Annotated in this window: 12 protein-coding genes; 4 read left to right on the top strand and 8 right to left on the bottom strand. The window is 60.1% G+C overall.

What is annotated here, in order from left to right; genetic code table 11:
• Positions 1-49: 49 nt before the first annotated feature.
• Complete coding sequence (locus tag B9Z45_RS04045; protein ID WP_108405951.1) at positions 50-598, bottom strand: YfbU family protein; 549 nt, start codon at positions 596-598, stop codon at positions 50-52.
• Between the two features lie 449 nt (positions 599-1047).
• On the opposite strand from B9Z45_RS04045, the gene B9Z45_RS04040 reads away from it, so the two are divergent.
• From B9Z45_RS04040 to B9Z45_RS04030, 3 genes are all read left to right on the top strand, one after another.
• The gene (locus B9Z45_RS04040; protein WP_108405950.1) at positions 1048-2175 is read left to right on the top strand and encodes a Fic family protein; all 1128 of its coding nucleotides are present in this window, start codon (positions 1048-1050) and stop codon (positions 2173-2175) included.
• Between the two features lie 214 nt (positions 2176-2389).
• Positions 2390-4552, top strand: coding sequence for an FAD-dependent oxidoreductase (locus B9Z45_RS04035; RefSeq protein ID WP_108405949.1), 2163 nt, complete (start codon positions 2390-2392; stop codon positions 4550-4552).
• Positions 4549-5331 carry a DUF3047 domain-containing protein gene (locus B9Z45_RS04030; protein WP_108405948.1) on the top strand — a complete coding sequence of 261 codons (783 nt, stop codon included), beginning with the start codon at positions 4549-4551 and terminating at the stop codon, positions 5329-5331. The genes B9Z45_RS04035 and B9Z45_RS04030 overlap by 4 nt, the downstream gene beginning before the upstream one ends.
• Before the next feature lie 51 nt (positions 5332-5382).
• On the opposite strand, the gene B9Z45_RS04025 is transcribed toward B9Z45_RS04030, so the two are convergent.
• The 5 genes from B9Z45_RS04025 to senB all read right to left on the bottom strand — a co-directional run bounded on the left by B9Z45_RS04025 (position 5383) and on the right by senB (position 11613).
• Positions 5383-6264: a hypothetical protein gene (locus tag B9Z45_RS04025; protein WP_146180872.1), complete on the bottom strand. Its 882-nt coding sequence runs from the start codon at positions 6262-6264 to the stop codon at positions 5383-5385.
• 94 nt (positions 6265-6358) lie between these two features.
• On the bottom strand, positions 6359-7570 hold the full coding sequence (locus tag B9Z45_RS04020) for a CaiB/BaiF CoA-transferase family protein (RefSeq protein WP_108405946.1): 1212 nt from the start codon (positions 7568-7570) through the stop codon (positions 6359-6361).
• A gap of 17 nt (positions 7571-7587) precedes the next feature.
• Complete coding sequence (locus B9Z45_RS04015; protein WP_108405945.1) at positions 7588-8250, bottom strand: cupin domain-containing protein; 663 nt, start codon at positions 8248-8250, stop codon at positions 7588-7590.
• Between the two features lie 34 nt (positions 8251-8284).
• Positions 8285-10639, bottom strand: a complete 2355-nt coding sequence (gene selD / locus B9Z45_RS04010; RefSeq protein WP_108405944.1) for a selenide, water dikinase SelD — start codon at positions 10637-10639, stop codon at positions 8285-8287.
• Positions 10639-11613 (bottom strand): selenoneine biosynthesis selenosugar synthase SenB, encoded by a 975-nt coding sequence (gene senB, locus B9Z45_RS04005; protein WP_108405943.1) that lies wholly within the window; start codon positions 11611-11613, stop codon positions 10639-10641. The genes selD and senB overlap by 1 nt, the downstream gene beginning before the upstream one ends.
• Here senB and senA point away from each other — a divergent pair.
• A complete protein-coding gene (senA, locus tag B9Z45_RS04000; protein WP_233252065.1) occupies positions 11612-12904 on the top strand; it encodes a selenoneine synthase SenA in 1293 nt (430 codons plus the stop codon). The two genes, senB and senA, sit on opposite strands and share 2 nt — an antisense overlap.
• Before the next feature lie 39 nt (positions 12905-12943).
• Here the strand turns inward: senA and B9Z45_RS03995 are convergent, their stop codons facing one another.
• Complete coding sequence (locus B9Z45_RS03995) at positions 12944-13954, bottom strand: Gfo/Idh/MocA family protein (protein ID WP_108405941.1); 1011 nt, start codon at positions 13952-13954, stop codon at positions 12944-12946.
• A 1-nt stretch (position 13955) separates the two neighbouring features.
• Positions 13956-14852 carry an NAD(P)-dependent oxidoreductase gene (locus B9Z45_RS03990; RefSeq protein WP_108405940.1) on the bottom strand — a complete coding sequence of 299 codons (897 nt, stop codon included), beginning with the start codon at positions 14850-14852 and terminating at the stop codon, positions 13956-13958.
• Positions 14853-14954: the final 102 nt, after the last annotated feature.

The following is a 14954-nucleotide window of genomic DNA, read 5'->3' as shown; positions in this document are numbered from 1 at the left end:
GCGTCCGCGTTGAACGCCCAGTTAGACCTGGCTCCGAAGCGCGCAGCATTTAGAAACTCGAATGACGTCGAGCATTCAGCACATCTGCCATTTCATCGATGGAAAGACCTCGACCATCAAGCTTGGGGCGGATTTCGAGAAACTTTGCCAACATTCGCTGGTAGCCATCGATTACTTGGCAATGAGAGTTCAGGTCGCGATCAGCGAACCGAGTAAATCGATTCATCTCTTTGACCAAGAAGTTCGCAATGCTCATGTATTCCGATTCGTTATTTCCATCGAATCCGGAGAAGGCGACGTGCTTGCCGAACGGGTCAGCTTTTGCTTCAAGCGCAGATTTTTCGGTGGCATCGAACCGCTCATGGGCCTCTTCGATGAAGGACCACATGTCCAGAATGTCGACTATCAAGCTGACTTCGGGTGGGGTTGGCTCCGGTGGATCACCGACGATTCCTGGAAGTTCCCAAGACAAAGCCCATGTGTTGTTCGAGTAAATGGCTTGCTTGATGAGCTTGGTGTTGACTTCGTCAATCTCAAGCTTTTCGTGCAAGTCCGCGAGCATCGTGACAATCAACTTCTCTGCATTTGTGAATTTCATGTGTTCTTTCTGGTTGAGTAAGTGGTGTATTGGGAGGGTCTAACGTGATGTAGACCGCAAAACCCGGTTGATACACCCGGGCAGTGTCGATACATCTTTTTGTTGAAATCGTTGCAAGTGGCTCACGCCATGGGGTTCAGGCCAAGCGCTGTATGTGCATGCAGGTATAAATTTCAAGACCAAACCCGGCACCCAGCCCCTTGCAACTTCCCTCCCGCACCATCCAGCGCAGCAGGCATGAAGCACTCCATTATACCCAAATAAATACGAAAAATTAGCTACAAAAGTTTTTGCGTACCCAACTCGCGTGCGCGCCCTTAAACCCACCCTTTATCCAAACCAAAGCTGGCCGAGGGAGCCGCTGCCGATCCCAAGCATGCCATCTGATGCGGTGAATCACTTCTTTATTCACCGCAATTTTTGCGGTGAATAAAGCGCATAATCACCGCATGTTCGCCGACAAGACTTCCCGTAAACGCACTTACCTGTGGCAGCGCCCCGACTGGCCGCAGTGGCGATATGACGCGACTGCGCTGGCGGGGCCTTTGGCACAGTTGCACCGTGCGCAAGGCGAATTGGTGGGGCGGATGGCGCACTTGGGGTTAGTGCAGCGCGATCTGGCGACTTTGCAGGTGTTGACGCAAGAAGTCATCACCACCAGCGCCATTGAGGGCGAAACGCTCAACTTGGAGGCTGTGCGCTCGTCCATTGCCCGCAAGTTGGGGGTGGACATTGGCGCGCTCGCGCCCGCTGACCGCCACGTCGATGGCGTGGTGGACATGGTGCTGGATGCCACCCAGCAACACGCCCAACCGCTAACGGCCGAGCGCTTGTTTGGCTGGCATGCGGCGCTGTTTCCCACCGGCTTCAGTGGCCGTCTGCGGATTCTGGTGGGCACCTGGCGCAACGACGCGGCAGGTCCGATGCAAGTGGTCTCGGGCCCGGTGGGCCGAGAAAAGGTGCACTTTGAGGCACCGCCCGCCCACGCACTGTCCGCACAAACAGCCGCGTTTTTGAAATGGTTCAATGCCGGGCCTTTGGGTGATGCGTTGGTGCACGCTGGGTTGGCGCATTTGTGGCTGGTCACATTGCACCCGTTTGACGACGGCAATGGCCGCATCAGCCGAGCCGTGGGCGATATGGCCTTGGCCCGAGCAGAAGGCTCTGCTCAACGTTTTTACAGCCTGAGTGCGCAAATTCAGCGCGAGCGCAAACAGTATTACGAACAACTCGAAGCCACCCAATGCGGCACGATGGACGTGACGCCATGGCTGGAATGGTTTTTCGCTTGTTTGCTGCGCGCCGTGCAAGGTGCGGATGGCCTCTTGGCAGGCGTTTTAGACAAAGCACAGTTCTGGCAACGCTGGTCTGGCACACCCCTGAACCCACGCCAGATTTCGGTGCTCAATCGCGTGCTCGATGGCATGGACGGCCAGTTGACCAACGCCAAGTGGGCCACCATCGGAAAATGTTCGGCCGACACGGCGCTGCGCGATATCAATGATTTGTTAGCGCGTGGTGTATTGCGCCGCCTCGAAGGTGGCGGGCGCAATACGGCCTATTCGTGGGTGATGTAGGGCGTGCGCCACGCCCATCGCCCAAGGGGTGCTCCTAGAAAAATTAAGGGTTTGCTTATCGCTCAAGCCTTCGAGGGGCTGGTGGATTCATAAAAGGAAGGCGGCGGCTGTAACTTATTGCGCTATCTCGCCGAATAAACAGGCATCTGCGGTTACGGTTCAAGTCGCCTTAAGGGTGCTCTTTGCCGAGCCTGGACCACTTTTGGAGTTTTTCATGCGTCTTCGTCAAATTGTTTTGCTGCTCTTGTTGGCCTTGGTCATCGGCGCTTTTGTGGCGCTGGACTTGGGGCGTTACTTGAGCTTTGAGCAACTCAAGGCCAGCCAGGCCAGTTTTAACCAGCTCTACGCGCAGCAACCGCTCGTGGTGGCGGCGGTTTACTTTGGGGTCTATGTCGTGGCCACGGCTTTGTCCTTTCCGGGCGCGGTCATCATCACGCTGGCCGGTGGGGCGGTGTTTGGCTTGTGGTGGGGGTTGTTGATCGTGTCCTTTGCGTCCACCCTCGGCGCCACCTTGGCATTTTTGGCGTCCCGCTTTGTCCTGCGTGACTGGGTGGAGTCCCGCTTTGGCCAGCGCCTGGCCGACATCAACGCTGGGGTGGACAAAGAGGGCGCGTTTTACCTGTTCACTTTGCGCTTGATTCCGGTGGTGCCGTTTTTTCTCATCAACTTGCTGATGGGCCTGACCCGCATAAAGACCTGGACGTATTACTGGGTCAGTCAGCTGGGCATGCTGGCGGGCACAGCGGTGTATGTGAATGCGGGCACGCAGCTGGCACAACTCGACTCGGTACAGGGCATCTTGAGCCCGGCGCTCTTGGGCAGCTTTGTGTTGCTGGGCATCTTCCCGCTGTTGGCGCGGCGCGGGGTGGCGGCCATTCAAAAGCGCCAAGTCTATGCCCGCTGGGCAAGCGTGCGCCCCAAGACCTTTGACCGCAACCTGATCGTGATCGGTGGCGGTGCGGCGGGCCTGGTGTCGGCCTACATTGCCGCCGCCGTGAAAGCCAAAGTGACCTTGATCGAGTCGCACAAGATGGGTGGCGACTGCCTGAACTACGGTTGCGTGCCCAGCAAAGCCTTGATCAAAAGCGCCAAGTTGGCGCACCAGATGCGCCACGGTGCGCAATACGGTTTGAGCGACACCGCGCCCAGCTTCAGCTTCAAGGCCGTGATGCAGCGTGTGCACGACGTGATTCGGGCTATCGAGCCGCACGACAGTGTTGAGCGCTACACCGGGCTTGGCGTGGAGGTGCTGCAGGGCTACGGCAAGCTGGTGAACCCGTGGACGGTGGAAGTGGCCTTGAACGATGGCACCCGCCAGCGCTTGACAGCGCGCAGCATCGTCATTGCGGCTGGCGCACGGCCGAGCGTGCCGCCCTTGCCAGGCCTGGAAGAGGTGGGCTACGTCACCAGCGACACGCTCTGGGACGAGTTTGCCAAGTTGGATGACATTCCCCAACGCATCGTGGTGCTGGGCGGAGGACCCATTGGCTGCGAACTTTCGCAAAGCTTCGCCCGCCTGGGCGCACAGGTCACGCAGGTTGAGATGGGCGATCGCATCATGGTGCGCGAGGACGAAGAGGTCTCTGTGTTGGCGCGAGAGGCTTTGCAGGCCGATGGTGTGCAGGTGCTCACCGGGCACAAGGCGCTGCGCTGCGAGCGCCGGGGGGATGACAAAATTTTGGTGGTCTCCACCCAAGGCCGTGAAGTGGCCATCGTGTTTGACACCCTGGTCTGCGCCGTCGGCCGTGTGGCCCGCCTGCAAGGCTATGGCTTGGAAGACATCGGCGTCCCCACGCACCGCACAGTCGAGACCAATGAATATTTGCAAACGCTTTACCCCAACATCTACGCCGCAGGCGATGTGGCCGGGCCTTACCAGTTCACCCACACGGCCGCCCACCAAGCCTGGTATGCGGCGGTCAACGCGTTGTTTGGCGACTTCAAATCCTTCAAGGTGGACTACCGCGTGATCCCGTGGGCCACCTTCATCGACCCCGAGGTGGCGCGGGTGGGCTTGAACGAACAAGAGGCCAAAGCCCAGGGCATCGCGTATGAAGTGACTCAGTACGGCATCGACGACCTGGACCGGGCCATTGCCGACAGCGAGGCGCGGGGCTTTGTGAAAGTGCTCACCGTGCCGGGTAAAGACCGCATTCTTGGCGTGACCATTGTGGGCACGCATGCGGGCGATTTGTTGGCCGAATATGTGTTGGCCATGAAGCATGGCCTGGGGTTGAACAAAATTTTGGGCACCATCCACACCTATCCCACGCTGGCCGAGGCCAACAAATACGCCGCCGGTGAATGGAAGCGGGCCCACGCGCCGCAAAAGCTGTTGGCCTGGGCCAAGAAGTTTCACGACTGGCGGCGCGGATGAGCAGAAGGCGCGTTGATATTCCAGCGGCTTGCGTGTGCCGCCCGGCTTTGCTGACCCTGGGGGTCGCAGCATGGGCGCTGTCGGTTGCCGTGCATGCCCAGACGCTGACTCCTTTGGTTCCCGCAGAGGGCCTTGCCTCGTCATCCTGGCGATTTGTGGGGTTTCCCAAGGCCAAAGCCGATATTCCTGTCACACGCTTTGAGCTGGCCGAGGTGCAAGCTGAGCGTGCGCTCAAAGTCAGTACGCAATCGTCGTATGGCACGCTGGTGCATGAGCATGCACCCATGGCTGCGGGCCGATTGGAGTGGCGCTGGCGCCTTGACCAAGCACTCATTGGCAGCAAGCTGGCGCCCGATATCCTGACCAAAGCGGGTGATGATGCGGCGCTCAAGGTGTGTGTGATGTTTGACCACCCGTTGCAGCGCCTGCCTTTTGTTGAACGCAGCTTGCTGCGCATTGCCCGGCGCGTGAGTGGTGAAGACCTGCCGGCTGCGACCCTTTGCTACGTCTGGGACAGCGTGTACCCGGCGGGACTGCAAAGTGCCAACCCATATACCAAACGGGTGCGTTTCATCACCTTGCAAGGCAAGGGCGCGCCCCTTGGGCAATGGCAAAACGAATCCCGCGATGTCGCTGCCGACTTTGCCCAACTGTTCGCTGACGAATCACCCGCAGGCTCAAGCGCGCCTCAGGCGCGCGCAGTGTTGATCGGCGCAGACAGCGACAACACGGGGAGCCGCAGTGTGGGCTGGGTCAAGGCGCTGGACTGGGTTCGATGAAGCACGAACGCGGCAGTCAAAGCGCCAGGGCCGTGTCAAGCAAGCTTTGTTTTAGGGGCTCTTGGAGGCGACTTTGACGCTGACGCCGCCAAGATCCAGCACAGCATCGACCACGATGTTTTGTGCCCCCTTCAACAGCAAAATATCGGCGCCCACTCTTTTGTACTGGTGATCGGGTGGCGGGGGGCCCAGCTTGACCAAGAGGGGCAAGGGCAAATCTTCAGGCCTTTCAGAGGCGGGCAAAGGTTGACGAAGCTTCCAATCTCGTTCCTTGAACTGGGCTTCACACTTGGTGCCGCGTTTGACCAGTCCTTTGGGGCACTCATCAGTCCCCCGGTTTTCTTCAAAAAACTCAGTGATCTGGGCTTTCTGCCGTCTGCCCAGAAAACCATCAGGTGCTTCAGGCGCCTTGGGTTTTTCTGCGGGTTCGGCCCCAGCAGCTTGCACTATGACGGGCTGGATCATGTTGCCTTGAGGGGCGCCGGCCAAGCCAGCAGTAGGCGCTGGCACCACGGGCGCGGGTGCAGCAGGGGGTTTGGTGACTTCAACCGAGGCGCGTGTCTCTTTGCCCTTGGAGGTGTACATCGCTGCCATCAAATCGGGATCGTTGGCAATTTTCGCTTCCATCAAACCATCGACTTTTCCCGCCATGTCGATCGTATCGGCTGTTCCCAGCCAAGTTGCGCGGTTGGAGGCAATGACCGTCAATTGCGCCTGGGTGCACTTTGCGCTGTTTTGGTTTAACCAATCGGTCACCTTGGCAATGCGCTCCGCTACATCGTGTGTCAGCAGGGCCATTGTCCTGAATTCGGCGACCAGGCACCCGCCGACACGTGCTTTGGGCTGGGCCTGAACGGGCAGGCTCGCCACGCTCAGCAACGAGACGATGCCAAGCAAGGTAAAGCGCCAGTTTTTCATCAATATTTCACGCACGGAGTGTCCAGTATAGAAAACCACATCTTGGTATCGGCAGGAGACAAGGGTTCTTGAATGGCCGGGCGTTGAGCGCGCAACGCGAAGGTGCCCATTACAAACGCATCCCCAGCTCGTTCAGGATGGACGCTGTATGTTCGCCCACTTGCGGAATCGGGTCCATTCGGTAGTTAAAAGCAGTTTGTCGACCAGGGGGCAGCAGGGCAGGCAGCTCGCCCGCGGGTGAAGCCACCTGCGTCCAGCGCTGGCGGGCCTGCAACTGCGGGTGTGCCCACAAGTCGGCCATGTTGTTCATGCGGGCGTTGGCTATTTGCGCCCGCTCCAGTCGCTCGGTCACCTGCTCCAGTGTCAGCTGCGCAAAGGTGTTCAGGATGATGCTTTGCAAGTCCAGGCGGTTGTCGTTGCGCTGTGCATTGCTGTGAAAGCGTGGATCGCCTGCCAGGGTGGGCTGGACCAGCACATGCTGGCAGAACTGCGCCCATTCGCGTTCGTTTTGCAGGCCCAGCATCACGGTGCCAATGTGCTCGCCATGGATGCCCAACTGGCCGCCGACCTGAAATGGCCCATAGGGGTATATGGTGGCATGGGCCGCAGCGTTGCGCGGTGGCGGGGATGCGCCATCCATCGCGTAATACATCGGAAAGCCCATCCACTCGGTCAAGGCTTCGAGCATGGACACATCGATGTGCGAGCCTTCACCGGTTTTCTCTCGCTGTAACAGGGCCGACAAAATATTGCTGTAGGCGTACATGCCTGCGGCAATGTCGGCAATCGAGTTGCCGCTTTTGCTGGGTTGCTCGGGTGTGCCGGTCACACTCAAATAGCCGGCTTCGCTTTGGATCAGCAAGTCATAGGCTTTTTTGTCACGGTAAGGCCCATCGTTGCCATAGCCCGAAATGTCGCAAACGATCAGTCGCGGGTTGTGTGCGCGCAGAGTGGCTGCATCCAGTCCCATGCGGGCGGTGGCCCCGGGTGCCAGGTTTTGCACCAGCACATCGGCTTTGGCCACCAGGGCTTTGAGAACGGCCAGATGCTGTGGCACTTTCAGGTCCAGTGCCAGGCTTTCCTTGGAGCGATTAACCCACACAAAATGGGATGACAGCCCCCTTGCACGCTGGTCATAAGCGCGGGCAAAGTCCCCCGTGCCAGGCCGCTCGATCTTGATGACGCGCGCCCCCAGATCGGCCAGCTGACGGGTGCAAAAAGGGGCAGCAATCGCGTGTTCCAAGGCCACCACGGTGATGTGGTCGAGTGGGCGTGTCTTGGATTTAGAGGGTGCGATGCTGGGCAGGGTCGGCGCGTCCATGACGATGTCCTTGGAGCTTACACCAGGTGCCCGGTTTTCACAAGAATCAAGCAGCCTTCTCGGCTGAAGGGCTGGTGCTGGCTCATGTGCGGGCTGCGCAGCCAGCTGCCGGCGGGGTAGTTGCCGTGCTCGTCCGAAAACACGCCTTCGACCACCCATATTTCTTCGCCACCCCAATGTCTGTGGGGGCTGAAAAACGTGTCGGGTGCCCATCGCACGAGCGCGGTATTCTGGGTTTCAAAGGTGTTCAGTGGCAAGACTTTCAGGCCCGGGACCATCCCCTGGTGCCAGTCGCTGCTGCGTGTGTCCACGACCACCCGTTCGCTGTCGCGCTCGTCCAGGTGGCGCAGCTTGACGAACAGGGTGCAGCCTTCGGGCGACGATGGCGCATGCGAGGAGCCGACGGGGCTTTTGATGTAAGTGCCGGTGCCGTATACGCCGTGTTCGTCGTGCAGCGTGCCTTCGAGCACCAAAATTTCTTCACCTCCGTCGTGGGTGTGGGGTGCAAATGCCGAACCAGGCGCATAACGCACGATGGATGTGGCCCGTGCCACTTCGCCGCCATCGCGCTCGAGCATGCGACGCGATACGCCCGCTGCAGGCGACGCGACCCAATCGAGGGTGTTGCCGTCAACGACACAGCGGTGGCTCCGGTCGGCATTCAGGGTGGGCAGGGTCATGGCTTGGCGATGTGAGGAGGCAAGTGTTGGGTGCTCAGGTTTTCAGCAGCACAGGTTCCAGGGCCTCGCCCTGCACCGTGATGCGCCCAATGATGGCAGTGTGCACGTAACCTGCGGCCTTAAGGGCCTGCACACAGGCTTGCGCTTGCGCTGCAGGCACGCTGGTCAATAGGCCACCTGCAGTTTGGGGGTCAAACAGCAAGGGGTAGCGTGGGTCATGCACAAACTCATCGGCGTTGCGCAGTGCGCGGCGCAGGCGCACATTGGCTGGCTGCAGTGAGCTGACAATGCCCGCCTTGACGCAATCCACAGCGCCGTCCAGCAGCGGCAGGGTGCTCATCTGCAGCTCGGCATCCACGCCGGAGGGGCGCGTCATCTCGACCAGATGGCCCAGCAGGCCAAAACCGGTCAGGTCGGTGCAGGCGGTGGCGCCATGGGTGCGCAAAACCTGGGCGCCCAGTTGGTTGGATTGGACCATCGATTGCAAGGCCGCATCGATCCAGCGGCCTTTGGCGGCGTGCCGTGCGTGCGCTGCAAACAAGGTGCCAGTGCCGATGGGCTTGGTCAGCAACAACACATCGCCTGGCTGCATGCCGCCCTTGCGCATCAGGCCGTCCATCTTCTCGTCGATCAGGCCATTGATGGCAAAGCCCAGCGCCAGCTCATGGCCTTCACCGGTGTGGCCACCCACCAGGGCGCAGCCTGCGGCGTTGAGCACCTCGATGGCGCCGCCCATCATTTGCATCAACAGGTCTTCGACCTTGCTTTCAAGACCTGGCGGCACGGTGACCACCGCCGTGGCGGTCTGGGCTTCGGCGCCCATGGCAAAAATATCGCCCAGCGCGTGATTGGCAGCCACCTTGCCAAACAAGTACGGGTCGTCCATGAAGGCCCGGAAAAAATCCACGGTGTGCACCATGGCCATGCCCGGCGGCACACGCACCACGGCCGCATCGTCAGGCGCGTGCAGGCCAATCAGCACATCGCCCCGTTCGACCGGCTTCAAGCTGCCCAGGGCACGCGACAAGACATTGGCACCCACCTTGGCGCCGCAGCCGCCGCAGCGCATGGCCAAGGCCGAGATGGCTTGCAGGGATTCTTCAGAGCTCAGTGTCAAGCGGGTGGCCGGCGCTTTGCCTTGGGCTCGGATGTCTTTGAGCAACTGCCCCATCGAATGAATCGCCGTTCTGGCATTGATCCCCGGCTGAGTGGGGTCCATCGCGGGCAGTTCGGTGAAGCGCTGCATGAATTGGCGGTCAATCCGGTCTTTCCAGCGCCACACCCATTCACCACCAAAGCCCCATCGCCCGCGAGAACCCACCGCGTAGCGGTTGCCAGTAGAAATCAATGCCAGCCAATGGCGCTGTGGCTGGTAGGCCAGCAACTTTTGGCCACGCAGGGTACGGCGTAAATTGGTCGCCAGTGGCTTGGCCATGCGCACGGCGAAAACCCCTGCTTTTTCCAGCGGACGCTCGCTGAAGGAGGCAATGTCGCCTGCGGCAAACACCAACGGGTCGTTCAGGCTTTGCAGTTGAGGGGTGACCTGAATGAAACCATGGGCATCCAGATGTAGCCCAGTGCTTTGCAGCCAAGTCGGACCGCCCGCTTGTGTGACCCACATGGTTTCATCGGCGTCATAAGTGCGGCCGTTTTTGGTGTGCAGGCAGCCAGGAGAAACCTGCACCACCTCGGCCTGGGTGTGCACGTCGATGTCGCGATCTCGCAGAACCCGGGCAAAGCGTTCGCGCACGCCGGGGTTATGTGTGGGCAAGATCGTCTCACCCGAGGTGAGCAGCACAAATTTCAGGGTTTCAGGGCTGCGCCCCAGCGCCTTAAATTCATGGCGCAAGCGGTACTGCATGGACAGCAGCAGCTCTACGCCGCCAGCACCACCGCCAACCACTGCAATCGTCATGCGGCCTCGGTACGACGGCCATTGCCGGGCTTTTTCCAGCAGTGCCAGCCAGCGCTGGTTGAACTGTGCGATGGGCTTGACCGGAATGGCCAGCGCCTGAGCGCCCGCAACCTGTTGCACTTGAGGTGTCGAGCCGATGTTGATGGACAACACATCGTAGGCCACGGCAGGCCGGTTGCGGCAAATGACTTTCTGATTTTGGCGGTCAATGCCCACCACCTCATCGCGGTAAAGGCGTGCACCGGCAAAGGCGCACAGGCGGCCCAGGTCGATGTGGACTTCGTCAAAGCTGTAATGGCCCGAAATATAGCCTGGCAGCATGCCTGAATAAGGCGTGTCGATGTCGGTGCAAATCACGGTGATGCGCACCCCGGGCTCGGGATTCATGGCGAACATGTGCAGAACGCCCACATGGCTGTGTCCGCCGCCGACCAGCACCAGGTCGCGCAGCACAGGTTGTTCAGAAAGTTGCATCAAATTGTCCAGAGGTCTTGCACCCAGCGGTGCAAGGCAGCACGTTCGGCCTGCGGTTCAAACAAGGGTGCGCGCAAGGCGCACTGGTGCCCCAAGTGTGCCATCAGGCCAGGATGCTTTTGTGGATCTCTGCAAGCCAGCAACAAATCGGCCAAGCCCTGTGCATCACCCGGCTCAAAAATACCCGTGTAATCGTTGCCCAAAAGCCCCAGGTTGCCGTCAATGCGTGAGGCCAGCACGGGGGTGCCGCTGCAGATCGCCTCCATCAGCACATGGGCGCCACCTTCCAGGCGACTGGTGTGCACCAGCAGGTGCGCGCGCTGAATGCGCTGCCGGGTTTGTGGGTGCGGTAAAGCGCCCAGCCACCTGTAGTGGGGGCATTGTGCTTGTGTGGCCTGAGCCGCCTGACCGAGAGCCGGGTCCAACGCGGCACCAATGTGATCGATGAAGATGCCGCAGCCTTTGGGCAACAGCCGTGCGGCGGCCATCAGTGTCAAGGGGTCTTTTTCTTCGCGCAAGTGGCCCACCATCACCACACGCATTTGGCGCTGTGATTTGGGCAGCGCCTGACGCATGCCGGTGGACTGAAAGATCACCCGGGTCTTGCTGTGGTGCAGGCTGGGCAAGGCCTCTTTGCCCAGACTTTGCAACACCACCAAAGACGATGCCAAAGCCAGAGAGTGTTGGGCTTGAAGGTCGGACTCGATGTCGCGGTACAAGTCGGTTCCGGTCAGGGCCAGCCCCAAGCCACGCTGGCCGTGCTTGGCATGCCAGGCCTGTACCGAGTCGGCCGAGCGCCGCGCGTGCAGCGCCAGCATGACGTCGTCTTGCCCGGCCTGGGCATCCGTCCACTGTCGCACGATGCGGGCAGAATGTGGGGACAGCAAACGTTGCCAGCGGCGCGTCGTTTGCCAGTTCCCGTTGTTGGCTTCGGCCAGGGCGGGACTGACAATGACCACTCGAAGTTTTTGCATGAGCGATTTATACATGAATGGCAGTACCCCGGCGGGTGCAGGGCGGACCCCCTTGGGCCTTTTTAATGGCCTGCCTTTTGGCCGGTTCAAGGGCCCGGTGCGCAGTGCTGTTCGCACTGCCGGACCACAGACCTTGGCGCAGGCCCTGCAAGCCACCCGCAGCCGCAGCTTGGCGCTTATGCAAGCTTGGCATGCCGACTTGCCTGATTTGTCGGTGCCCCCCCAGGCCGAGTTGAATCCACCGCTTTGGGAGTGGGGGCACATTGCCTGGTTCCAGGAGTGGTGGACGGTGCGCAATCGACAACGGCATCTGGGGACAAAAAGCGCGTTCAGCGTTGATGCTTTTGATGCCTCGCTGCTGCCCCAGGCCGATGCCCTGTTCAATTCCAGCGAAGTCGCGCACGAGAGTCGCTGGGCTTTGTCCTTGCCAGATCTGTTGCGCACCCAAAGCTATCTGGCCGAGGTCATGCAGCAGAGTTTGGCAAATTTACAGGCCGTGCCTGACGAGGGTGATGAGACGCTGTATTTTTGGCGCCTGGTGCTGCAACACGAAGACATGCACAACGAAGCCTCGGTCTGTATGGCACAGGCCTTGGGGCTGTCTTTGCCTGATGCGCTTCGCAGCGGCGATGGGGTTTTCGACGCCAGGCTTTCAGTCACCGCACAGCCGCCGCCTTTGGGCGCTGCTAAAAAAGCAGCCGCTGACTTTCAGATTCAATTGCCAGCCCAAACCTGGATGCTGGGCCAGCATGAAACAGGTTTTACCTTTGACAACGAATGCGCCGCGCACCCCTTGTCGCTGCAGGCTTTCGGCATCGATGCGGGGCCTGTGACCTGGTTGCGCTACTTGCCATTTTTGCAAGCGACAGGCCACCCATGGCCGCTCCATGTCCGATCTGTGCAGGGCCACTGGCAAGTGCAGCGCTTTGGCCATTGGCAGGCCATGGAGCTGGACGCGCCGGCTGTGCATGTGAGCGCAAACGATGCTCAGGCCTGGTGTCAATGGGCAGGTCGCCGTTTGCCGACCGAGGCCGAATGGGAATGTGCGGCGCACGCGCCAGACTTTGCCTGGGGCCAGGTCTGGGAATGGACGGCCAGCCCCTTTGAGCCCTATCCGGGTTTTGTGGCCCACCCATACCGCGACTATTCCGCCCCCTGGTGGCATCACCATCGCGTGCTGCGCGGCGCCTGCGTCGCCACATCGGTGCATCTTGCGGATGTGCGCTACCGCAATTTTTTCTTGCCGCAGCGGCGCGATATTTTTGCCGGGTTCCGGTCGGCGAGTTTGTAAGGTGTTGGCGTAAAAACTCGCCCGCAGACTGCGCATTGCTCAGTGTGTGGATGCCCCCATGCGCAGCAACTCGTCGATCAGGACATGGGTTTTCAGCGTGTCCGCTCCGTTCACCCGGGGGGCTCGTTTTTGCGTGATCGAATCCATGAAATCGGTCAGCAAATCTCGGTGCGGCTCATGGGAAAAATCCATCATGTTGGCGCCGCTGCCCGTGCCACCTTCGCTGGTTACGGTCAAAGGCTCACCTTCCAAGAAGTGCACCTGCAGGCTGGCCCCACTCAAACGGGCGCTGCCCAGCGTGCCGATGATGTCAATCGTCTCGGGAAAGCCGGGGTACATGGCTGTGGTGGCCATCAGGTCGCCGGGCGCACCGTTGCCCAATACCAACAGCGCACTCACATGGTCTTCGGTCTCCATCTGGTGCAACTGCGTTTGGCGAACCACCGCCGCCTTGACCGACTGCACACCCACCAGGGCCCGAAACAGATCCAGTGTGTGGATGGCCTGGGTCAGCAAAACACCCCCGCCGTCACGTGCCAACGTGCCTCGCCCTGGCTCGTTGTAATAGGCTTGTGAGCGCCACCAAGGCACGCGCACGGACGCGCCCTGCACCTCGCCCATGCGGCCCTCGTCCAAAAGCTTTTGCAAGGTCACTGCCGCTTCGCGAAAGCGGTGTTGCAGCACCACCCCCAAGTTCAGCCCTGACACGCTGGCCAGTTCGACCAATTTGGCAGACCGATCCAGGTTGAGTTCCAGTGGTTTTTCCAGCAAAACGTGTTTGCCCGCAGCAAAACAGCGTTGGCAAATGTCCAGGTGGGTGGACGGTGGCGTCGCCACAATCACGGCCTGCACCAAGGGGTCTTGCAAAACATGGTCCAGCGAGTCCACCAGCTGTACCGGCCCGTTGTAGGGGCGGATGCGGTCGGCGTGCGGCTGGCGGGTGACCGCGTAGCGCAAGTCGATGCGGTCAGAAAGGTCTTGCAAGCTGCGCAGGTGTGGCAACGCTGCCGCGCCCAGGCCCACCAGCGCCATGCCCATGCGGGTAGTCATTTCAGCTGCCTCGGCCAATTTTGACCTGGTTGATTTGCGCCTGCGCCTTGACCAGTGAAGGCACCAGCTCTGCCCCGTAGCCCAGTGCACAGGCCGTTACCAGACTTTGGTGCACGCTGGTGCCCACCAGTGATGGCGCCTTGACGCTTTCCGTCAGGTGCACGTAGTAGCGCAAATCTTTCGAGGCATTGTTTAACTCGAATTTGAGGCCGGTGTAATCGCCTTCCAGCGTTTTGGCCATGGCCTGAAACAAGCCGGAGTTGACCGCGCCTGCCGACACCACGCGCACCAGTTGTGCCACATCGATGCCCGCTTTGGCCCCCACCGCAAAGGCCTCTGCCGCAGCCGTCGTTATGCTTTGTGCCAAAAAATTGTTCAAGAGTTTGATGACGTGTGCTGAGCCGATTTCGCCCACATGGAAAATGTTTTCGCAATAGGCCTTGAAGACTGGCTCCAAGCGGGCAAAAACGTCTGGCGCTGAGCCCACCATGGTGTTGAGTTTGCCCGCTTCGGCCTCAGCGGGTGAGCGTGCCAGGGGCGCGTCAACCAGGGTCATGCCTGCGGCTTGGCAGCGTGCCGCCAGACGACGGGTCGAGTCGGGCTCACTGGTGGATGCATCCACCACGATCAGGCCAGCGCGGGCTTGACTCAGCAGACCTTGCGGCCCTTCCAGTGCGGCCTCGACCTGCAGGGAGCCAGTCACGCAAATGATGACCGCATCACAAGCGGCCAGTTCCGCATGAGACCCCACGAGTTTGGCACCTGCTTCCAGCAAATCCTGCAAAGGCTCGCGCCTGGAATGAGCGGTCAAGGAGACTTGGAAGCCTTTGGCCAGCAAATTTTTGGCGATGCCATGTCCCATGAGGCCTGAGGCACCGATAAAACCAATGTGTTTCATGCGATTCTTTCATGTGATGAATGAAAAAGTTTGAAGGTTCAAGTCCGGCGGCACCAGGTCGGTGCGAAATGCTGACTTACCCCGTGTAGTTCTGCATTTCAA

The organism is Limnohabitans sp. 2KL-17, from assembly GCF_003063415.1.
In the GTDB taxonomy this organism is placed as follows: domain Bacteria; phylum Pseudomonadota; class Gammaproteobacteria; order Burkholderiales; family Burkholderiaceae_C; genus Limnohabitans_A.
This window is presented reverse-complemented; position numbering and strand designations above follow the sequence as displayed.